General features: G+C 39.2%; 20 protein-coding genes. 10 read left to right on the top strand and 10 right to left on the bottom strand.

The window, feature by feature from the left end; genetic code table 11:
* Window positions 1-274: 274 nt before the first annotated feature.
* A complete protein-coding gene (locus GR929_RS06865) occupies window positions 275-1,300 on the top strand; it encodes a LacI family DNA-binding transcriptional regulator (RefSeq protein WP_159518198.1) in 1,026 nt (341 codons plus the stop codon).
* 149 nt (window positions 1,301-1,449) lie between these two features.
* On the opposite strand, the gene GR929_RS06860 is transcribed toward GR929_RS06865, so the two are convergent.
* The 4 genes from GR929_RS06860 to GR929_RS06845 form a co-directional block, all read right to left on the bottom strand.
* Window positions 1,450-3,636: a RelA/SpoT family protein gene (locus tag GR929_RS06860; RefSeq protein ID WP_159518197.1), complete on the bottom strand. Its 2,187-nt coding sequence runs from the start codon at window positions 3,634-3,636 to the stop codon at window positions 1,450-1,452.
* 97 nt (window positions 3,637-3,733) lie between these two features.
* On the bottom strand, window positions 3,734-4,246 hold the full coding sequence (locus GR929_RS06855; protein WP_159518196.1) for a ferritin: 513 nt from the start codon (window positions 4,244-4,246) through the stop codon (window positions 3,734-3,736).
* A gap of 108 nt (window positions 4,247-4,354) precedes the next feature.
* Complete coding sequence (locus tag GR929_RS06850; RefSeq protein WP_159518195.1) at window positions 4,355-4,957, bottom strand: hypothetical protein; 603 nt, start codon at window positions 4,955-4,957, stop codon at window positions 4,355-4,357.
* 41 nt (window positions 4,958-4,998) lie between these two features.
* Window positions 4,999-6,102, bottom strand: coding sequence for a DNA polymerase III subunit gamma/tau (locus GR929_RS06845; RefSeq protein WP_159518194.1), 1,104 nt, complete (start codon window positions 6,100-6,102; stop codon window positions 4,999-5,001).
* Window positions 6,103-6,255: 153 nt separating this feature from the next.
* On the opposite strand from GR929_RS06845, the gene GR929_RS06840 reads away from it, so the two are divergent.
* Complete coding sequence (locus tag GR929_RS06840) at window positions 6,256-6,798, top strand: glutathione peroxidase (RefSeq protein ID WP_159518193.1); 543 nt, start codon at window positions 6,256-6,258, stop codon at window positions 6,796-6,798.
* 131 nt (window positions 6,799-6,929) lie between these two features.
* Here the strand turns inward: GR929_RS06840 and GR929_RS06835 are convergent, their stop codons facing one another.
* Window positions 6,930-8,243, bottom strand: coding sequence for a cryptochrome/photolyase family protein (locus GR929_RS06835; protein WP_159518192.1), 1,314 nt, complete (start codon window positions 8,241-8,243; stop codon window positions 6,930-6,932).
* Window positions 8,244-8,467: 224 nt separating this feature from the next.
* Between GR929_RS06835 and GR929_RS06830 the strand changes: the two genes are divergently transcribed.
* From GR929_RS06830 to GR929_RS06795, 8 genes are all read left to right on the top strand, one after another.
* Window positions 8,468-9,490 (top strand): threonine aldolase family protein, encoded by a 1,023-nt coding sequence (locus GR929_RS06830; RefSeq protein ID WP_159518191.1) that lies wholly within the window; start codon window positions 8,468-8,470, stop codon window positions 9,488-9,490.
* On the top strand, window positions 9,491-10,222 hold the full coding sequence (locus GR929_RS06825; protein ID WP_159518190.1) for a rhomboid family intramembrane serine protease: 732 nt from the start codon (window positions 9,491-9,493) through the stop codon (window positions 10,220-10,222).
* A gap of 67 nt (window positions 10,223-10,289) precedes the next feature.
* Window positions 10,290-11,264, top strand: a complete 975-nt coding sequence (gene nusB / locus GR929_RS06820; protein ID WP_159518189.1) for a transcription antitermination factor NusB — start codon at window positions 10,290-10,292, stop codon at window positions 11,262-11,264.
* A gap of 77 nt (window positions 11,265-11,341) precedes the next feature.
* Window positions 11,342-11,776: a DUF1573 domain-containing protein gene (locus GR929_RS06815; protein ID WP_159518188.1), complete on the top strand. Its 435-nt coding sequence runs from the start codon at window positions 11,342-11,344 to the stop codon at window positions 11,774-11,776.
* 11 nt (window positions 11,777-11,787) lie between these two features.
* Window positions 11,788-12,105, top strand: a complete 318-nt coding sequence (yajC, locus tag GR929_RS06810; protein WP_159518187.1) for a preprotein translocase subunit YajC — start codon at window positions 11,788-11,790, stop codon at window positions 12,103-12,105.
* 138 nt (window positions 12,106-12,243) lie between these two features.
* Window positions 12,244-13,170 carry a CdaR family protein gene (locus tag GR929_RS06805; protein ID WP_159518186.1) on the top strand — a complete coding sequence of 309 codons (927 nt, stop codon included), beginning with the start codon at window positions 12,244-12,246 and terminating at the stop codon, window positions 13,168-13,170.
* A 4-nt stretch (window positions 13,171-13,174) separates the two neighbouring features.
* The gene (gene coaE / locus GR929_RS06800; RefSeq protein ID WP_159518185.1) at window positions 13,175-13,762 is read left to right on the top strand and encodes a dephospho-CoA kinase; all 588 of its coding nucleotides are present in this window, start codon (window positions 13,175-13,177) and stop codon (window positions 13,760-13,762) included.
* Window positions 13,755-14,510 carry a TerB family tellurite resistance protein gene (locus GR929_RS06795; protein WP_159518184.1) on the top strand — a complete coding sequence of 252 codons (756 nt, stop codon included), beginning with the start codon at window positions 13,755-13,757 and terminating at the stop codon, window positions 14,508-14,510. Before coaE ends, GR929_RS06795 begins: the two co-directional genes overlap by 8 nt.
* Before the next feature lie 57 nt (window positions 14,511-14,567).
* Here GR929_RS06795 and GR929_RS06790 read toward each other — a convergent pair whose 3' ends face one another.
* From GR929_RS06790 to argS, 5 genes are all read right to left on the bottom strand, one after another.
* The gene (locus GR929_RS06790) at window positions 14,568-14,951 is read right to left on the bottom strand and encodes a DUF3276 family protein (RefSeq protein WP_159518183.1); all 384 of its coding nucleotides are present in this window, start codon (window positions 14,949-14,951) and stop codon (window positions 14,568-14,570) included.
* A gap of 118 nt (window positions 14,952-15,069) precedes the next feature.
* Window positions 15,070-15,888, bottom strand: coding sequence for a M48 family metallopeptidase (locus GR929_RS06785; protein WP_159518182.1), 819 nt, complete (start codon window positions 15,886-15,888; stop codon window positions 15,070-15,072).
* Between the two features lie 95 nt (window positions 15,889-15,983).
* Entirely contained in the window at window positions 15,984-16,859 is an 876-nt protein-coding gene (gene folD / locus GR929_RS06780) for a bifunctional methylenetetrahydrofolate dehydrogenase/methenyltetrahydrofolate cyclohydrolase FolD (RefSeq protein ID WP_159518181.1), read from the bottom strand.
* A gap of 110 nt (window positions 16,860-16,969) precedes the next feature.
* Complete coding sequence (gene ffh, locus GR929_RS06775) at window positions 16,970-18,298, bottom strand: signal recognition particle protein (protein ID WP_159518180.1); 1,329 nt, start codon at window positions 18,296-18,298, stop codon at window positions 16,970-16,972.
* A 445-nt stretch (window positions 18,299-18,743) separates the two neighbouring features.
* Entirely contained in the window at window positions 18,744-20,537 is a 1,794-nt protein-coding gene (gene argS, locus GR929_RS06770; RefSeq protein ID WP_159518179.1) for an arginine--tRNA ligase, read from the bottom strand.
* Between the last annotated feature and the right edge of the window lie 32 nt (window positions 20,538-20,569).

Genomic DNA, 20,569 nt, shown 5'->3' with positions numbered 1-20,569 from the left:
TATTTTTAGTCGAAGCCACACATCCGTGCATATTTTACATTCATTCCTATATCTTGTCAACCAATAATAATTGCAGAATGTTTAGAACACTGCGAAAATGAAAACCAAACATTCGTTTCCATTCGCTAAAACACCACAAATTTATTACAAAGAAACAAGAAATGCAATCGATTGCATTAATTTTTTATTCTAATTGAAAAATAATTATCATATTTGCATTCAGGTAAAAACTTAACTAAAAAGGCCAGATGATTTCCGGTTTTTAAAATAAAAGATGGACAAGAAAACCTCAATCACAATTCATGACATTGCGAAGGAACTTAACATCTCCGCATCCACTGTTTCAAGGGCTTTAAATGATAATCCGCGTATCAGCAAGGCAACAAAAGCCAAGATCAAGTCGCTTGCACTTAAGCTCGGATATCAGCCAAATACCATCGCATCAAACTTACGTAATCAGCGCACCAACACCATTGGAATTGTGGTTCCACTTGTTAACCGCCATTTTTTCTCGACCTTTATTAGTGGCGTAGAAGATGTCGCTTTTGACGCCGGATATAATGTTATTATTTCTCAGTCGAAAGACCAGTTAGAAAAGGAAAAGCAAATTATCCATTCCCTATTTTCCAACCGGGTTGATGGTTTGATTACTTCGCTAAGTATGCAAACCAACGAATTTGACCATTTTCAATTGTTTACTAACAAAAATATTCCGTTAGTATTCTTCGACCGGATTGCGCCTCAACTTGAAACCAATAAAATTGTTGTTGATGATTTTGCTTGTGGTTTTAAGGCTACGCAACACTTAATTGACCAAGGATATAAAAGAATTGCCCACCTTGCCGGACCAACAGTGTTAAATACCTACCACGAACGTATGGAAGGTTACAAAGATGCACTGAAGAAAAATAGCCTTCCGGCAGAGGATGAACTAATTATTTTTAATAAGCTAACACGTATAGACGGGCAGGAAGCCATAAAGAAACTATTGGCGTTGAAAAATCCACCTGACGCCGTTTTTTGTGGAAATGATACGTCGGCCTTAAGTATGATTGTTTATTTAAAATCGGTTGGCATCCGAGTCCCTGAAGACTTTGGTATCGTAGGTTTTAGTAATGAGCCCTTTTCCGAAGTTGTTACCCCATCTATTTCAACCTTGAAGCAGCCAGCATACGAAATGGGACAAAAAGCGGCTCAGCTGATTCTTAATGAGATTGAAAATAAGCTAACTCCGAGAAGTTATCAAACGATTACCATGCCAACGGAACTGATCGTCAGGGAATCATCGATGAAAAAATAATTCGTTTTAAACCTTGAAATAAAAAATTCTTAAAGCTGACTACTCCTTTGGCAGAGCCCTTTAAGAATTATAAAAAAAAAGCAATTGAGAACGCCCCTACCCGACTGCTCTCAACTGCTTTCGATTTTCTCTTACTACCAGATGTGTTTTTAAGTATCAGCTCTTGACACATTGATTACTCCTTTTATGTTTTGCAGTTTTTTCAATAAGAAATCCAAGTGATCCAGGTTGTTTACAAAGACCCGCAATGTTCCTTCAAATTCACCATTTTCCGCATCAATATTAATGGAACGCATCTGAACGCTTACATCTTTTGAAATGACGTGCGAGATTTGTGTAACAATACCGGCATCATCGGTTCCTGAAACACGAATAGTAGCCTGAAATGAGGAACGCTTTTCCGAATCGCGCCACTTTGCAGGGATCACCCGATAAGGATATCGTTCAATCAATTGTTTTGCATTTGGACAAGAGCGACGATGAATTTTTATACCCTCTTTAATGGTTACAAATCCAAAAATCAGATCCCCAAAAATCGGATTACAACAAGGAGCTAACTTATGATTTACATTTTTCAAATTGTTGTCAATCACCAGGTAATCATCACCACCTGAAAAACTCAACTCCTTCAAATCATCGGCGGCTAAAACATCCTCAATCTTCTGTTTTACGGTTGGTTCTGTTTCCTTTTCTACAACCAATTCCTTAATGGCTAACGGATCAATCTTTCCTACTGAAATATTATAATACAAATCCTGCGCTAATTTCAGATTGTAATGCTTCAGAAGCATCCGGATTAACTCATCGTTATAATCTATCTTCCAGTTTTTTAATTTACGTAATAAAATCTCCTTCCCGTTCTCCGCTTCAATTTTCCGCTCCTCGTTGACACTGGATTTGATGCGTGTTTTTGCACGGGTGGTTTTCACAAAATCCAACCAATCCAGTTTCGGTTTTTGCTTTACCGAAGTATCAATCGAGATCTGATCACCGTTCTTTACTTTATATCTCAAGGTAACCTTCTTGCCATTCAGCATTCCTCCAACGCAGTGGTCTCCAACTTCAGAGTGAATCTCATAAGCAAAATCGAGCAGAGTTGCGCCGGCCGGCAATCGTTTTAAATCGCCTTTAGGGGTAAAAACAAAAATTTCATCCGAATAAATATTGGTATTGAAATCGTCAATAAAATCAACCACATTCAACTCTGGATTCTCCAAAATATCGCGCACATTGGCCAGCCAGTTTTCCATTTCGGTACTGGCAGTTCCTCCTTTGTATTTCCAGTGAGCCGCCAAGCCCTTCTCGGCAATCTCATCCATTCGTTTTGTCCGGATCTGAATTTCAACCCACTTTTTATGAGGGCCTAAAACCGTAGCATGCAAACTTTCATAACCATTTGATTTGGGTAACGTAATCCAATCGCGCATCCGTTCCGGGTTGGATTGATACTCATCGGTAACAATGGAATAAACCTGCCAGCAATCCGATTTTTCCAATTCGGGCTTCGAATCCAGAATCACCCGAATCGCAAACAAATCATACACCTCGTCGAAGCTAACCTTGCTGTTTTGCATCTTTTTCCAAATGGAATTGATCGCTTTTGTTCTAGCTTTCATCTCAAACTGGAACCCACGTGCTTTCAATTTTTCCTCAATGGGCTTTACAAATTCGGCGACAAAGTTTTTCCGCTCTTCACGACTTTCGTCCAAACGTTTAGACACGTAATTGTAGCTATCTGGGTTGCTGTATTTCAGGCATAAATCCAGCATCTCCGAATTGATGTAATACAAGCCCAAACGGTGAGCCAGCGGAGCGTAAAGATGCGCTGTCTCCAACGATATTTTTTGACGAACCGCTTCCGGATAAATATCCAAATTGCGCATCACTTGCATGCGGTCGGAAATTTTAACCAAAATAACACGAACATCACCGGCCATGGTCAGTAAAAGCTTGCGATAGTTTTCAGAGTGCAAATCTACCGTATCTGTTCCCAGAGCATTGATTTTTGCCATTCCACCCAAAATACTGGCCACTACCGATCCGAACTCCGTTTCAATATCATGCACCGTAGGGCGATTGCCAATTTCCTCGTAAGTTACATTGTGCAGCAGCCCGGCCACAATGGAGCTCACGCCCAGGCCAACCTCTTCTGCAACAACCTGCGCTACTCCTACAGAATGAGCAACAATGACTTCGCCTGTTGGCCAAACATTGTCGCCAAGCGAGTTATAGGCATACTGAAATGCTCGTTCAATTTCAGACATATCGTCAACTGAAGGCGATGATTCGCAAACAGCTTTAAGCTTCTGCCAGGCGCTTTCAATTTGTTTGTTCATAATTCGGTGGTTTATATATTTAACCTTCAAGTTAAATTAGGTCAAAAAAAAGGCCACCATTCCGGCAGCCTTTTCAATAAAATATTGTGTATTCGTTCTATTCTGCCTGCGTGGTATCCACAAATTTACGTCCTTGTAATTCACGATTGAGCATGAAGACACCGTTGCCCTGTCCGTCGATCAATTTTAAATTATCCAATAACTCATTGACCGTTGCTTCTTCTTCTACTTGCTCATCAACAAACCACTTTAAAAAGCTTTGAGTTGCATGATCGCTTGCTTTTACGGCAACGTCCATTAATTGATCAATCATTCCCGTCACTTTCTGCTCATGAGCTAATGTTTTTTCAAAAACATCAATTATTCCGTCAAAATCTGTAGGAACTCCGTCAATTGGTTCAAGAATGACCCGACCATTGCGTTCGTTCACAAAATCAAAAAATTTCAACGAGTGTGCCAATTCCTCCTGATATTGAACTTTCATCCAGTTTGCAAAACCAGACAAGCCTTTATCTTCAAAATAGGCCGACATTGATAGGTACAAGTATGCAGAATGCATTTCCGCATTAATCTGATTATTGAGCGCTTTTAAAACTTCTTCTTTAAGCATGTTGATTTTGTTTTTACGTTTCACTCAAAAATACTAAAAAAATACTGTTAACAAACCATCTTCGGTGAATTTATGTACCGATTAACAAAGGCTTAAAATGAAAAACTACTATTCTCCAAAATCCAGGTTAAACCGTTGTTTCAAAAGAGCGAGATTCGGATTTCTCTTCATCATTTCATTGAGTTTCTCCGTTTCAGAGTAGGGTTTGTATTCAACCTCCTGAGCAACAATATCGGTTATCAATTCAATACTCGTATTCCGAAGTTCCTTACGTAACCAGGAAACCAAATCCGGCTTTATTTTATTGATCTCTTCCAGTTGAACCGAGTTATCAATTTTTAAATCGAGTTTGTGCTGATCAATAACTTTAGGTATTCTCGAAAGTGTGGCCTTCAGGTTGGGACGATCATCCAGGCGTGTTAAATACTCTTTCCACTTTGCTTCAAACTGCTCTTGCGTAAATGCTTCTGTTAATTGTTCGCCGGCATAATACTTTAGTTTTTCCTGAGCATCCTCCTCATCTTTATCGCCTAGCTTGCCGGACATGGCATCTCTAATTGATGGAGTATAACCACTCCCCCTCTTTTTAATAACACGTTTTGTCTGGGTACGAGCCGGAGCTTCGGGCTCTTTAACCGAATTTATAGTTGTGCTTTCTTTTCCTGGCGAAGTTTTTGATTCTGGTTGCGCTGAGCCATTGGACTTTTGCACCGTAAATATTGGTTCCAGCTCAAACGGATCAGATTCGTCAGCTATTTTTTTTTTAAGGTGAGTTGAGCCATTTTAATTAAGCTCAATTCCACTAGCAAGCGTTTATTCTGGCTGAGCTTATATTGCATGTCACACTCGTTGCTAATTTTGAGCGCTTCCAATAAGAAATCAGAATCACAAGAAACTGCCTGAACCTTGTATTTTTCCTTAATCTCTCCTCCTACTTCCAGCAGCTGAACGGTGACCGCATCCTTGCAAACCAGCAGATCACGAATGTGGCTACTTAGTCCGTTGATGAAATGATGCCCGTCGAATCCATGATCCAACACCTCATTAAAAAGCAGTAATGAGTTTGGCACCTCGTTTTTCAGGAACAAATCAATCAACCTGAAGTAGTAATCGTAATCCAGCACATTCAGGTTTGAAATGACATCTTTATATGAAATGGTTTTGCCGGAAAAACTAACGATCTGGTCAAAAATAGAAAGGGCATCGCGCATGGCACCATCTGCTTTTTGAGCAATGACATTCAGCGCTTCGGCTTCAATTTCAACTTTTTCGCTACTGGCTACGTATCCCAAATGACCTGAAATATCACTAATCTTAATTCGGTTAAAATCAAAAATCTGGCAACGCGATAAAATGGTTGGAATGATTTTATGTTTTTCGGTAGTTGCCAAAATAAAGATGGCATGCTTTGGCGGTTCTTCCAAGGTCTTCAGAAAAGCATTAAATGCAGCTTGCGACAACATGTGAACCTCATCGATAATATAGATGCTGTAAGTTCCAATTTGTGGCGGAATACGCACCTGATCAGTCAAGTTTCGAATATCATCAACCGAGTTGTTTGAAGCGGCATCCAGCTCGTGAATATTGTAAGAGCGATTACTATTAAAGGCCTTACAGGATTCGCATTCGTTACACGGTTCGGTTTCTGCTGTTAAATTCTGGCAATTAATTGTTTTAGCAAAAATACGTGCGCAGGTTGTTTTCCCAACACCACGCGGGCCACAAAACAAATAAGCATGAGCTAACTGCTTGTTTGTTATGGCATTTTTCAAGGTTGAAGTGATAGAAACCTGTCCAACAACTGATTGAAAAGTATCGGGTCTGTATTTTCTTGCGGAAACAATAAAATTCTCCATAATTGCTCTTAATAGAAGCTCAAAGATAAACATTTTAACAGGAAATTCAGGGAGAATTTATTAACAAGCATTAAGAAGATAGTGACCTACTGAAAACAAACTTTTTACGCTTACCGATGTTTATGATCTTATTAAATTAATACAATTGAAGTCATGAAGATATTTGCAATTTTATTTTCGCTTGCCCTATTATCAACAGTTAGTTATGGTCAAAAAAGCTTTCACGACTACACCGTAAAAGACATTGAAGGAAGTAATTTCGATTTAAGCCAACTACAAGGCAAAAAAGTACTGGTGGTTAATACGGCATCAAAATGCGGTTTCACCCCACAATACGAAGGTTTACAAGAGCTATACGAGCAATATGGTGGCGAAAATTTCACCATTATCGGGTTCCCTGCCAACAACTTTATGGGTCAAGAGCCCGGATCCAATGAGGAAATAGCAACCTTCTGTGAAAGAAATTATGGAGTGACCTTTCCAATGATGTCAAAAATATCGGTCAAGGGTGATGACATGGCTCCAGTTTACCATTGGTTAACAGAAAAGGCTCAAAATGGCGTGATGGATTCTAAAGTAGGCTGGAATTTTCAGAAATACATGATTGACGAAGATGGCCATTTAGTAGACTACGCAGCTTCAAAAGTAAAACCGAATGATGAAAAAATTGTCAATTGGATTAAAGGGGATTCGTAAAACATAGCTAAAACAGATAAATTGGTTTGAATGGATAAGGTCACTGAATAGGTGGCCTTATTTTTTTTGCATCGATTGTTCCGAGATGCCCCCCCATTCGATAAGTTCACAGGTAAAAATCCAATAAAACATCATCTCTTCTTTACTTCGTCTAATGCCTTTTTGTAGGTATCAATTGCCCGCTGACGAGCCATTTTATGATCAACCATGGGATGTGGATAAGTGAGTTCGTCAAACTCGGGAACCCACTGCCGGATATATTCCAAGTCAGGATCAAATTTCTGAGTTTGCAAGGTCGGATTAAAAACCCGGAAATAAGGAGCAGCATCACATCCTGTTCCGGCAGCCCACTGCCAGCCGCCATTATTGCTGGCCAATTCGTAGTCCAATAATTTTTCAGCAAAGTATGCTTCGCCCCATCGCCAATCGATTAACAGGTGCTTGCACAAAAAACTGGCGGTCACCATCCGAATACGATTGTGCATGTAGCCGGTTTCGTTCAATTGCCGCATGCCCGCATCAACCAGCGGATATCCGGTAGTTCCGTTGCACCAGCGAGCAAAATCTTTTTCCGAGTTGATCCAGGGAATATGATCGTAAGCAGGTTTAAACGACCGCTTTTCAACGTGCGGAAAATGATACAAAATATCGGCATAAAAATTTCGCCAAATTAATTCATTCAAAAAAACGGGTGAATATTTCAGAGCCTTTCGAACCAGCTTCCGAATACTGATGGTTCCAAACCGCAGATGAATACCCAACCGGGAAGTCCCCTCTTTGGCCGGGAAATCGCGATCTTTTTCATAATTTTTCAAGATGCTTTTGTCTATTTTCTTTTCCGGTAAGGCAATGCTTCCCCTTCGAAAACCCAAGTCGCGAAGCTTAACCGGTTGCAATGGCTCCATTTTTAGTAAACAATTCAAATGGCTCTCCGAAGGAAAACTTTTCAAGTCTCCATCAGTCAGCTTTTTCTTCCACATCTTGCTGTACGGAGTAAATATTGTGTATGGCTTCCCGTCTGCTTTCAGCACATCATTTTTATGAAAGATCTGTTGATCCTTAAACTGATAAAACCGAACCTTGCTTGAGTTCAAAAACTGTCTGATTTTTTCATCTCTTTCACGGGTTTCCGGTTCGTAATCTTCATTGGCATAGACACCTTCAATGTCATATTCAACCCAGAGCCGCTTAAAGGCATTTATTGGCTTTCCCTGATAAATCCAAAATGAACTATTGAAACGCTCAAACTCCTGCTTTAAGCGGTCAACCTCTTGAGTAATGAACTCCACTCGGCTATCATCGTCATTTAAATCGCCAATAATGTGCATATCGAAAATAAAAATGGGCAACACCGGTTTTCCTGCACAAAGAGCCTCAAACAATCCGTGATTATCCTCGATCCGCAGATCGCGCCGAAACCAGAACAAGTTAACTTTCTCTTTCATCGTTAGGTGTTTTCTATCGATTATACCAACTAGCTTTCTATTAATTTAAAGTGTTAGCTGAACACAAAAATCAATCAAATAACGATTTTGTTCAGACTAAATTTTTCATTTCTTTTATACATCAATCTGCTTTCTTTCACTTTTTTTTCTGAAAACAGAAAACAGACGACAATAATAAAACACGAATACTTTTAAATTGTTAGCAACCCAATAAAAACAAACGCATGAGTAGAGGCTTTGCAAGCGACAATAACGCAGGAGTACACCCTGAAATTCTGGAAGCAATTAATACGGCAAACAAGGGGCACATGAAAGGATATGGAGACGACCCGATTACCACCGATGCCATTCAGTTATTTAAGAAAGAATTTGGGAGCGACACCGAAGTATTTTTCGTTTTTAACGGAACTGGCGCCAATGTGTTGGGCTTGTCTACAGTCACAAACTCGTTCAATTCCATCATTTGTGCCGACACCGCTCATATTCAGGTAGACGAATGTGGTGCTCCCGAAAAATTTACCGGATGCAAGTTATTGCCTTGTCCTTCTGAAAAAGGAAAAATAACCCCAAAAGAAATTCGCAAGCACCTTCATGGGTTTGACTTCGAACATCACTCGCAACCTAAAGTTATTTCTATTTCTCAAGTTACTGAGCTGGGTACTGTTTATACAGTTGAGGAAATAAAAGCAATTAGTGAATTGGCACATGAATTTGGGATGTTTCTGCACATGGATGGTGCTCGAATTGCAAATGCAGCGACTGCTCTGGATCTTCCGTTTAAAACATTCACCAAAGATGCCGGCGTTGACCTGCTTTCATTTGGGGGCACTAAAAATGGCATGCTGATGGGCGAGGCCGTTTTATTTTTCAATCCCGAACTTACAGCAAACACAAAATATATTCGAAAACAAAGCATGCAGCTTTTTTCGAAAATGCGCTTTGTGAGTGCCCAGTTTTTAGCCTACTTCGAAAATGAGTTATGGAAGAAAAATGCGCAGCACGCTAATAAAATGGCTAAATTGCTGGAGCAGAAAGTATTGAAAACCGGCAAAATAAAGCTGACACAAAAGACAGAAGCCAATGGTGTTTTCGCCATTCTACCCAAGGAAGTGATTCCTAAATTGCAAGAGAAATACTTCTTCTATATTTGGGATCAATCCACATCGGAAGTACGATGGATGACCTCTTTCGATACAACCGAAGAAGACATCAACGGTTTTGTGAATCTAATTAACAAACTACTTTAAATGGGCTTATTCCACTATTTTCCACCAAAGCATGAAACCACAGATCCTGAACTAGAAAAGAGAATATTTAAACACAGTCTGGTGTTTCCAAGTCTTTTCCTTCTCGCCTTTTGGCTGATATTTTTAGTTGAATCCACCATCGATATCGAACTTGCTGTTTATGGTATCTTCCCCCTCAAACTGGAAGGATTGAAAGGGATTCTTTTTTCGCCGTTTATTCACAGTGGATACAAACACCTGGCAGCCAACTCCATCCCATTTTTTGTACTCTCGCTTGCCTTGTTCTATTTTTATCGGAAACTGGCCTACCGTATTTTTATATTAATTTACATTCTTTCCGGGCTCTGCGTTTGGCTTGGCGGTCGCGAAGCCTGGCACATTGGAGCTAGTGGGGTAATTTATGGACTGGCCTCCTTCCTGTTTTTTAGCGGTATTTTTCGCAACGATGTCAAGCTGCTGACAATTGCCATTATTGTCGTGTTTCTTTATGGCGGGATGTTTTGGGGAATCTTTCCCTTAAAACCCGATGTTTCCTGGGAAAGCCATTTATGGGGAAGTGTCAGCGGACTGCTGCTAAGTATTTATTATCGTAAACAAGGGCCACAGCGCCCACACTTCGACTGGGAAGATGAACCCGATGAAGAAGACGAAACCGTAGAGAACGACGCAACAATTTACACCACTAGCAACACCAACGAGTATTTCGGTCAGAAAATTGAAAAAAAAGAGTAGATGTTGAACAGCAGAAAAGAAATTGTGTAACTTTGCCCCTTCCAAAGAAAAAACTAGTTCTAAGACAATGATTAGCAGAAGAATTATTCGCATAAAAGTTTTACAGGTTTTGTACGCCTTTTACACTTCGCCTGAAAAATCGATCAACAACACGGAGAAAGAGTTATTCTTCAGTCTCCAGAAAACATACGACCTTTACCATTATTTATTTGACTTAGTCATTGAAATCAGCAAACATGCTGAAGCAGTGATTGAGCTCAGGAAGAAAAAACACTTCCCGACCGAGGAAGATCTGAATCCCAATACACGACTTGTTAGAAATCAACTAATCAATCAGTTAAAGAACAATGAACAACTGAATAAATACCTGACACAATCTAAATTGAGCTGGGTTAACGAGCCGGAGTTCGTCAAAAAAATATATACACAACTAATTAACACTGACTTTTTCAAGGAGTACATGACAACTCCTGAAACTTCGTATCAAGCGGATAAGAAGTTCGTGGAACAGCTTTTTGCTGAGGTTATACTTCAATCCGAAGATTTGGTTAGTATTTTGGAAGAGCAGAGTATCTACTGGAATGATGATCTGGATTTTGTTGTTAGTATGATTTTAAAAACCATCAAAAAATTCAAAGATTTTTCGGGTGAACGCCAAGCATTATTGCCAATGTTTAAAGATGAAGAGGATCGTCAATTTGCCAAAGACCTCTACCGAAAAACAGTAATCAATCATGATGAACTGAAACAAGTAGTGACCGCATACACGGTAAACTGGGATGTCGAGCGAATTGCATTCATTGATGAATTGATTTTGGAGATGGCCATTTCAGAATTTCTGTATTTTCCATCTATTCCAACAAAAGTTACACTGAACGAGTATATTGAGCTTTCGAAATATTACAGCACGAAAAAGAGCCGGAATTTTATTAACGGAATTCTGGATAAAGCCCTGAAAGCACTTAAAACCGAGAATAAAATATTAAAAGCCGGGCGTGGACTGATTGGCGAAAATGATCAGCCGAAAGACAAAAAACAGTGATTTTGAATGGAACTTTTGAAATCATACAGCAGACAGCTCTGAGAAAACAAGCGGCATCCAAGCTAATAATTAAAGGGATGACAAGATATCTAGTGATGCTCTGCCTGACAGCACTCGTTTCCTGTCAGAATACAGGGAATAAGGCAGCGAACAAACGATCTTCAAACTTAGGGAATCCAAAGTTTGAGTTTCAGGAAGAATTCCATAATTTTGGAAGTCTTCAAGCTGGAGAAGTCGTCGCTTACAATTTTAGGTTTTCGAATTCCGGAGATGGTCCTTTGATTATCGACAAGATTGAAAAAGATTGTGGCTGCCTTGAAGTTTATTTCCCACAGCAAGCAATTGCAGCCGGAACTTCCGATTTTATTGAAGTTGTTTTTAACAGCTCAGGCGAAACCGGACGGGTTTACAAAGAAATTGTAGTCTATTCGAACACAGGGAATAAAAAAAGCAAAATAGCAATTGCAGCGACAGTTGAAAATGAGATTATAAATTTATACAGTAAAAACTAAAGAATTAAAAGATGAATTACTTATTAATGGCTCCTCAACCCGGAGCAGAAGGTGGTAACCCAATTACAACCTTCTTGCCTTTGATCCTGATCATTGTTGTGTTTTATTTCTTCATGATCAGACCACAGATGAAAAAACAAAAAGAGCTGAGAAAATTCCGCGAGAGTCTTGCCAAAGGAGATAAAGTTGTAACAACAGGTGGTATTTACGGTAAAATTGTTGAAATTAAAGACAATTATATTCTTCTTCAGGTTGACGACAACGTGAAAATTCGTGTAGACAAAAGTGCAGTTGTAAAAGATATGGCAGATGTGCCTGCTCAAAAGTAATTGCATTTTTTGAAAAAGACTAAGAGGGTCGGCTGCTACTAGTCAACCCTTTTTTTTATCTTTGATTGCGTGGAAAACAAATGGATACATAAGCTTCAGAACTTTGCAAAAAAGTTTACGATTAAAAATGATCGCAAATTGGTCATTTATCTAATTTGTGTTGGCATTGCATCCATTCTTTGGTTGCTAAATGCTTTGGAGAAAGAATATACCGTTGAGCTTTCGTTTCCGGTAAGTTATACCAATCTCCCCAAAAACAAAATCCTAATTAATGAGCCGCCCAATCACTTCACGTTAGATGTTCAATCTTATGGATTCACCTTGCTTCGTTATAAATTGAGCGTAGCTTTTTCTCCACTCATCTTCAACATCAATGATTATGGCGGTAAGATAATGGCTGACAGCAGTCGGTCAGACTATGCATTTTCGAGCAGACAATTTCGAAGCAAGATAGCAAACCAATTGAGTAACGAATTAAATATTACTGGCATTCACCCCGACACCATCTATTTTAAGTTCGATCAAATTGTAACTCAAACCAAAAAGGTTGTCCCTGATGTCAACCTGCAACTAAAAAAGCAACACTACCTTTACGATAAAATAAAGGTAAAACCCGACTCGGTCAGAGTACACGGCCCGAAGTCAATTTTGGATACACTAGAAGCAGTTGAGACAATAGCACAAAAATACAAAGCATTAGACCAGCTAACCCAGCGCAATGTTTCGCTAAAGACCATTAAAAAGGTTGATTTTTCGCCCAAACGCGTAGTCGTTCAAATTCCGGTGGAAGAATACACCGAAAAAGAATTGTCAGTTCCAATCTCTATTGACGGTTTGCCTGACGGCGTAAAAGTAAACTTGTTCCCTTCAGAAGTGAAACTTAGCTTTCTGGTTGGTCTGAGTCGATTCGCCGAAATTTCGCCGAAAGATTTTCATGCTAGTGTTTCCTACGAAAACATTAAGAATAAAGACGATTACCTACCGGTAGCTCTGACGACAATACCACCAAATTTAAAATCAACCAGTTATTTGCCTTTAAGAATTGAATACCTCATTGAAAAATAAGAACATGTACAAAGTTGGTATTACCGGCGGAATTGGCAGTGGAAAAACAACGATCTGTAACTTTTTTAAAACAATTGGTATTCCTGTTTTTAGCGCCGATCTGGAAGCCAAACGAATTTTGAATGAGTCATCTCAGGTTCGTAGTCAAATGATTTTTCATTTTGGGAAAGACATTTACCTTTCAAATCATACCATTGACCGAAAAAAACTGGCTGGCATCATCTTTAATTCGCCATCTTTATTGGAAAAGGTCAACTCCATCATCCACCCTGAAGTACGAAAGTTCTTTTTTGAATGGTGTAATCGTCAAAACTCAGCTTACGTTGTACACGAAGCTGCCATTTTGTTTGAGAGTGGTTTTTATGAAATGATGGACTTCAATATTCTGGTTACCGCTCCAGAAGAACAGCGAATTGAATGGGTGATGAAAAGAGATAATAGCACAGCAGAACAAATCAAAGAAAGAATCTCAATGCAGTGGCCGGATGAAAAGAAGAATCAACTGGCCAATATGACTATTGATAATAATAATCGGGAGCTTATCGTTCCTACATTACTTGAATTAGATAAAAAATTTAGATTACATGGGTAAATTTGCAAAATGGGTTGCCGGGGGATTAGGATGGGCATTTTTCGGTCCAATTGGAGGAATTGTTGGTTTTGTTGTTGGAAGCATGGTCGACAGCGAAGCAACTACTCCTCAAAACAATAACTTTTCAGGAAGTAGAACTCAATCGCCTTACGGGCAAAGAGCGACAACCACGGGAGGCTATGTGATGAGCTTGCTAGTCTTAGTCGCTGCCGTTATGAAAGCCGATGGAAAGGTCTTAAAGTCAGAACTTGACTACGTTAAACAGTTTTTTGTACGATCATTTGGAGCCAGCTCGGCACAGGAAGCAATAAAAATGCTTCGCAACCTGCTAAATCAGAATATCCCGGTTGCTGATGTTTGTCAACAGATCCAAAAGAATATGGATTATTCTTCGCGGTTACAACTCTTGCACTTTCTATTTGGTATCGCACAAGCCGATGGCAAAGTAGACACCAGCGAACTCAATATGATTGAGCAAATTGCGAACAACATGGGGATTAGTTCGAAAGACCTGGACTCAATCAAATCGATGTTTGTGCCAAATACGGATGCCGCATATAAGATTTTAGAGATTGATCAGGGAGCAACTGATGAGGAAGTTAAAAAAGCTTATCGTAAAATGGCGATGAAATACCATCCTGATAAAGTCAGCTATTTAGGCGAAGATTTCCAGAATGCGGCCAAAGAAAAATTCCAGAAAGTGAATGAAGCCTACGAAAACTTAAAAAAAGAACGCAATTTTTCATAAAAAAAGGCTCGTCAATCGAATAATTGACGAGCCTTTTTTATTTTCTTAGTAAATTATCTAAATATCATCAAAATCTACGTTGGTATAATCTTTCGCTTTTACAGCTTGCTCATCCCCTTGTGCTGTCATATCAACTTCAATTCCTTCATCCTGCATCGACTGACTTGCCTTAATGAAGTCAATAACCTCACCTAATCCGTCAGAAAACTTGTCAAAATCTTCTTTGTATAAGAAAACTTTATGCTTCTCAAAGTAATACTTGCCGTCTTGATCGTAGCGCTTCTTACTCTCAGTAATTGTTAGGTAGTACTCCTCTTTGCGAGTTGATTTCACATCGAAGAAATAGGTTCTTTTTCCGGCTCTTACAGCTTTTGAATAAATCTCTTGTCTGAAATTACTGTCGCCCTCTTGCTTTCCATCATTGTTATCAAAGCCATCCATCTTACTCGATTTTAAATTATTACCATAATTGATTTATCAAAAATAAAAAATAATTTCGAATATAGTTCAAAATTGTTAATAAACAGGTTATTATTTCAAAAAGAAACGAATGTTCACATTAATTATTTTTGTGATAGTATTCCATCGCAGTGGGCATAATTTCTTGCAAAGCCGCTATCCGCTTACCATCTACGGGGTGAGTGCTTAAAAACTCGGGTGGTTTTTGTCCTGCGTTTTCAGACATACGCTGCCAAAAAGCAACTGACTCTTGCGGATTATATCCGGCAATAGCCATGAAAATCAGCCCCATTTTATCGGCCTCGTACTCGTGTTGGCGCGAAAAAGGCAACATTACACCAACTTGAGATCCTACTCCGTAAGCCGCCGAAAAAATTGCCTGAGTCTCATCCGGTTTCTCTTTGATAGCTTCACCCAAGGCTATTCCGCCCATTTGAACTAACATGCTATGACTCATTCTTTCGTTACCATGACGAGCAACCGCATGGGCAATTTCATGCCCCATAACCACTGCCAAGCCAGCTTCTGTTTTTGTTAAAGGCAAAAGTCCTGTGTAAACAACAACTTTTCCACCGGGCATGCACCATGCATTGGGGACATCGCTTTCGATCAAGTTAAATTCCCATTTAAAATAATCTAAATAGCTTTCATATCCATTTTCCTTTAAATATTGCTCAACAGCTATCGAAATATCCTTTCCAACCCGTTTAACGAGTGCCACCTGATTTTGATTACTGGAAACCTTATTCGTATCAAGAAACTGCTCGTAACTAGTCAAACTCATTTCCACCATATTTGACTCTGGTAATAAATTAATTTGATTACGGCCTGTTAGTGGCACCGTGCTACAAGACTGTAGCAATGACATAACTGCAATAATTGCAACCATGACCAGAATCCTGTTTTCCAATTTTTTCATTTCGCAAAATATTTAGTTTTCATAAAACTAAACAAAAGAGATTAAAAAAAGGTAAACAAACTAGTCACCTTTTATTAATCTCTTTTAAGAAACATTTATTTATAAATTTCCTTTTTAGCTGCCAACAAGGTATTCTTCAACAAGGCAACTCTTGTCATTGGCCCTACTCCTCCGGGGACCGGAGTTATGTATGAACATTTTCCGGCTACTTCATCAAAAGCAACATCACCTTTCAATTTAAAGCCAGATTTTGTTTTGTCTGATTTTACGCGAGTAGTTCCAACATCAATGACAACTGCTCCATCTTTTACCATATTCCCCTTAACAAATTCAGGGGAACCTATCGCTGCGATTAAAATATCGGCATTTGCACAAAGCTCAACCAAGTTTTTAGTCCTGCTATGGGCTACTGTAACGGTGGCATTCATTTCCTTTTGAGACATCAGCACACTCATCGGACGGCCGACAATATTACTGCGACCAACGACTACACAGTCCTTTCCGGATGTTTCAATATGATACCTCTTCAACAACTCAACAATGCCATCAGGAGTTGCAGAGACGAAACATGGCAAACCGATCACCATTCGCCCTACATTTATCGGATGAAAACCATCTACATCTTTCCTAGGATCGATTGCTTCAATGATCTTCTGCTCTGAGATCTGTTTGGGCAGCGGAAGTTGAACGATAAATCCGTCAACATCAGCATCCCTATTTAACTCATCAACTTTTGCAAGCAATTCTTCCTCAGTCACGTCATCTTCAAAGCGGATCAAGCTTGATTTAAACCCCACCTCTTCGCAATCCTTAATTTTGAATGCGACGTAGGTTTCACTGCCTCCGTCGTGACCAACTAAAATTGCAGCTAAATGCGGTTGCTTTGCTCCAGCGTCAACCATTGCCTTAACATCGATGGCAATTTCCTTTTTGATCTCTGTAGCAGTTTGTTTACCGTCAATTAATCTCATGTATTATAATTGTTTATTATTATTTGCAACACATGGAACTCGTCTACGATCATCTTGCTCCAGTGTGTGCGTATATTTACATGCCAGTTTCGTCATTCTAATTTTAGAATTTATCTCGCACGCATATTTCCCATCATACGTCCCATATTTTTACCTTGCGAAACCATTTTCATCATCTTACGTGTTTCTGCAAATTGTTTGATTAAACGGTTGACTTCCTGAATATCGGTTCCAGAACCGTTCGCAATCCGTTTTCTTCTCGATCCGTTCAATAACGAAGGGTCATCTCTTTCAGCTGTAGTCATTGAGTGAATAATCGCTTCAATATGCTTAAAGGCATCATCATCAATATCCATATTTTTCATCGCCTTTCCCATGCCCGGTATCATAGCTGCCAAATCTTTAATGTTACCCATTTTTTTGATTTGCTGAATTTGTTTCAGAAAATCATCAAAATTGAATTGGTTTTTAGCCAGTTTCTTTTGCATTTTACGGGCTTCTTCAACATCAAATTGTTCCTGGGCTTTTTCAACCAGAGAAACAATGTCACCCATACCTAAAATACGGTCAGCCATACGTTCGGGATGGAAAACATCCAGAGCCTCCATTTTTTCGCCCGTACCAACATATTTAATTGGCTTCTCAACAACAGTACGAATGGAAAGTGCAGCACCACCTCGTGTATCTCCATCCAATTTTGTTAGAACGACTCCATCAAAATCCAGCCGGTCGTTAAATTCCTTGGCTGTATTTACGGCATCCTGACCGGTCATTGAATCGACCACGAATAAAATCTCGTGTGGTGAAACTGCTTTTTTTACGGCCGCAATTTCATTCATCATTTGCTCATCAATAGCCAAACGTCCTGCTGTATCAATAATAACGACATCGTTACCATTCGCTTTGGCATGCTTAATGGCTGCCTGAGCAATTTTAACGGGTTCTTTATTCCCCTCTTCAGTATAAACAGGTACATTAATTTGTTCACCCAACACTTTCAACTGATCGATTGCAGCCGGACGATAGACATCACCAGCAACCAACAAGGGATGCTTGCCTCGCTTACTTTTAATTAATTTTGAAAGTTTACCGGAAAAAGTCGTTTTACCAGAACCTTGTAATCCAGCAATTAAAATTACGGTAGGATTTCCTCCAAGATTGATATCCACAGACTTACCACCCATCAATTCGGCTAGCTCATCATGGACAATTTTAACCATCATTTCACCTGGTTTCACAGCCGAAAGTACATCTGCACCCAAAGCCTTATCCTTGACAGTTTCGGTAAATGTTTTGGCTATTTTAAAGTTGACATCGGCATCAAGCAATGCTCGCCGCACCTCCTTTAGCGTTTCAGCTATATTAATCTCGGTTATTCTTCCCTGCCCTTTTAGCAACTGAAACGACCGTTCTAATTTTTCATTAAGATTTTCAAACATATTGGTAATGATATTGATTTATTTTCAAGCTCGTGCAAAAATACAAAAATATATAGAATGAGAATTTTAAACAATCAGATAAAAAAAAATGTAATTACAGGGTTACCTTTCTTTATAAAACAGAATAAAGAAGTGTAAGTACTTATAGTGTTGAACGGATAAATGAGGGATGAAAGAAGAAGTATCATATTATTACGGACTTGTATTTAGTTGTCCGATGAATAAAGAACTTGATACTTGTGTTTATAAGGAGATTAGAGAGCTGAGTTTATCCGAACGAATAAAGTATATTAATTCGCTCACAAGTAATGACAGAGCAACACTTATACAGAAACATAAAAACTGTATCTGTCAACGAGAAAATAAAGTCCCTTTTTCACGAATCGCAATTTTGTAGAAAAAAAGGGGGTCAGTTCTGGCCCCCCTTTTTCTTTTCATGCCCTTTTTACATCCGTTCAGGAACTTCAATTCCCAGTAATCCCATTCCAGATTTTACGACATCCGCAATAGTTTGTGATAGTACCAGTCTGAAATTACGAACCGATTCATTTTCTTCACCTAAAATTGTATGGTCGTGATAAAACTGGTTAAACTCTTTTACCAGGCTATAAATATAATTGGCTATCAATGCAGGGCTGTATATATCGCCTGCTTCTTTAACAACTGTTGGATAAAGAGATAATGACTTAATTAACTCCTGCTCTTTTTCTGAAAGATTGAGAGTTGAGTCCAAATCAAAACTCAACTGAATTCCTTTTTTTGTAGCTTTTCGAATGACAGAGCGAATCCTTGCATGTGTGTATTGAATAAATGGTCCCGTATTCCCGTTGAAATCAATTGACTCTTCCGGATTGAAAAGCATATTCTTTTTAGGGTCAACTTTCAACATGAAGTACTTTAAGGCACCAAGAGCAATTATTTTATATGTTCTGTTCAACTCTTCATCAGTATAGCCCTCCAACTTTCCTAATTCTTCCGATGTTTTACGAGCCACTTCAATCATTTCAGCCATTAAATCATCGGCATCAACAACTGTTCCTTCACGTGATTTCATTTTTCCGTGAGGCAATTCAACCATGCCGTATGAAAAATGATGCAGACCTTTACCCCAGTCATAGCCAAGTTTATCTAACAAGACTGACAACACTTGGAAATGATAATTTTGCTCGTTGCCAACAACATAAATCATCTTGTCGATTTTGTAATCGTCGAAGCGCAATTTTGCCGTGCCAATATCCTGGGTCATATAAACTGAAGTACCATCGCTACGAAGAAGGATTTTTTCATCCAATCCGTCTTTTGTCAAATCAGCCCACACCGACTGATCCTCTCGCTGATAAAAAACGCCTTCTTTCAATCCTCTAAAGACCTCATCTTTACCAACCAGATAGGTATCTGACTCATGATATATTTTATCAAAATCAACTCCAAGTTCTTTATACGTCAGGTCAAATCCAGCATATACCCATTGATTCATTGTCTGCCACAACTCAATAACCTCTGGATCTTTAGCCTCCCACTTCCTCAACATATCACGAGCCGCAACAATGGAAGGAGCCTTTTGCTCAGCATCTTCTTTGCTCATTCCCTGCTCGACCAATTCGTTAATTTCTTGTTTGTAATGCTTATCAAACAGCACATAAAAGTCACCAACCAAATGATCTCCTTTTATTCCGGTACTTTGCGGAGTTTTTCCTTCACCCCATTGTTGCCAGGCATACATCGACTTGCAAATGTGAATTCCGCGATCGTTAACAATATTCGTCTTTACTAATTTGTTCCCATTGGCCTTAATTATTTCGCCAATAGAGTACCCTAACAAATTATTACGAATATGCCCTAAATGTAAAGGTTTATTTGTGTTTGGAGATGAATACTCAACCATCACCAACGGAGAATCTTTCTGAGGCTGTGCAAAACCAAAAGTATCGTCAGTAGCCGCGCTTTCTAATACTGACAACCAGTAGTTTTGAGCGATCATCAAATTCAGAAAACCTTTGATAACTGAAAAGTTCTCAACCAGATCGACATTATCGGTCAAATATTTACCCAGTTCCTCGCCTGTTTGCTCCGGTGCTTTCTTTGAAAAACGCAAGAAAGGAAAAACAACGACTGTCATATCTCCTTCAACATCTTTACGTGTATTTTGAATTTGAACAGCGCTAGTGTCAACCGTCTGTCCGTAAAGTGAGCCTATCGCCTCAACAACTTTCTCTTTTACGATTTGGTCAATATGCATAATCTATTTTTTTTGAACCGCAAAGATAATAG

It is taken from the genome of Sunxiuqinia indica (assembly GCF_009847015.1).
In the GTDB taxonomy this organism is placed as follows: Bacteria; Bacteroidota; Bacteroidia; order Bacteroidales; family Prolixibacteraceae; genus Sunxiuqinia; species Sunxiuqinia indica.
The sequence above is the reverse complement of the archived record's forward strand: the minus strand, read 5'-3'. Positions and strand labels throughout refer to the sequence as shown.

Bases quoted from the DNA above. Each gene is read 5' to 3' on its own strand.
- GR929_RS06865 (WP_159518198.1), top strand. From the start codon at position 275: ATGGACAAGAAAACCTCAATCACAATTCATGACATTGCGAAGGAACTT.
- GR929_RS06860 (WP_159518197.1), bottom strand. From the start codon at position 3,636: ATGAACAAACAAATTGAAAGCGCCTGGCAGAAGCTTAAAGCTGTTTGC.
- GR929_RS06855 (WP_159518196.1), bottom strand. From the start codon at position 4,246: ATGCTTAAAGAAGAAGTTTTAAAAGCGCTCAATAATCAGATTAATGCG.
- GR929_RS06845 (WP_159518194.1), bottom strand. From the start codon at position 6,102: ATGGAGAATTTTATTGTTTCCGCAAGAAAATACAGACCCGATACTTTT.
- GR929_RS06840 (WP_159518193.1), top strand. From the start codon at position 6,256: ATGAAGATATTTGCAATTTTATTTTCGCTTGCCCTATTATCAACAGTT.
- GR929_RS06835 (WP_159518192.1), bottom strand. From the start codon at position 8,243: ATGAAAGAGAAAGTTAACTTGTTCTGGTTTCGGCGCGATCTGCGGATC.
- GR929_RS06830 (WP_159518191.1), top strand. From the start codon at position 8,468: ATGAGTAGAGGCTTTGCAAGCGACAATAACGCAGGAGTACACCCTGAA.
- GR929_RS06825 (WP_159518190.1), top strand. From the start codon at position 9,491: ATGGGCTTATTCCACTATTTTCCACCAAAGCATGAAACCACAGATCCT.
- nusB (WP_159518189.1), top strand. From the start codon at position 10,290: ATGATTAGCAGAAGAATTATTCGCATAAAAGTTTTACAGGTTTTGTAC.
- GR929_RS06815 (WP_159518188.1), top strand. From the start codon at position 11,342: ATGACAAGATATCTAGTGATGCTCTGCCTGACAGCACTCGTTTCCTGT.
- yajC (WP_159518187.1), top strand. From the start codon at position 11,788: ATGAATTACTTATTAATGGCTCCTCAACCCGGAGCAGAAGGTGGTAAC.
- coaE (WP_159518185.1), top strand. From the start codon at position 13,175: ATGTACAAAGTTGGTATTACCGGCGGAATTGGCAGTGGAAAAACAACG.
- GR929_RS06795 (WP_159518184.1), top strand. From the start codon at position 13,755: ATGGGTAAATTTGCAAAATGGGTTGCCGGGGGATTAGGATGGGCATTT.
- GR929_RS06790 (WP_159518183.1), bottom strand. From the start codon at position 14,951: ATGGATGGCTTTGATAACAATGATGGAAAGCAAGAGGGCGACAGTAAT.
- GR929_RS06785 (WP_159518182.1), bottom strand. From the start codon at position 15,888: ATGAAAAAATTGGAAAACAGGATTCTGGTCATGGTTGCAATTATTGCA.
- folD (WP_159518181.1), bottom strand. From the start codon at position 16,859: ATGAGATTAATTGACGGTAAACAAACTGCTACAGAGATCAAAAAGGAA.
- ffh (WP_159518180.1), bottom strand. From the start codon at position 18,298: ATGTTTGAAAATCTTAATGAAAAATTAGAACGGTCGTTTCAGTTGCTA.
- argS (WP_159518179.1), bottom strand. From the start codon at position 20,537: ATGCATATTGACCAAATCGTAAAAGAGAAAGTTGTTGAGGCGATAGGC.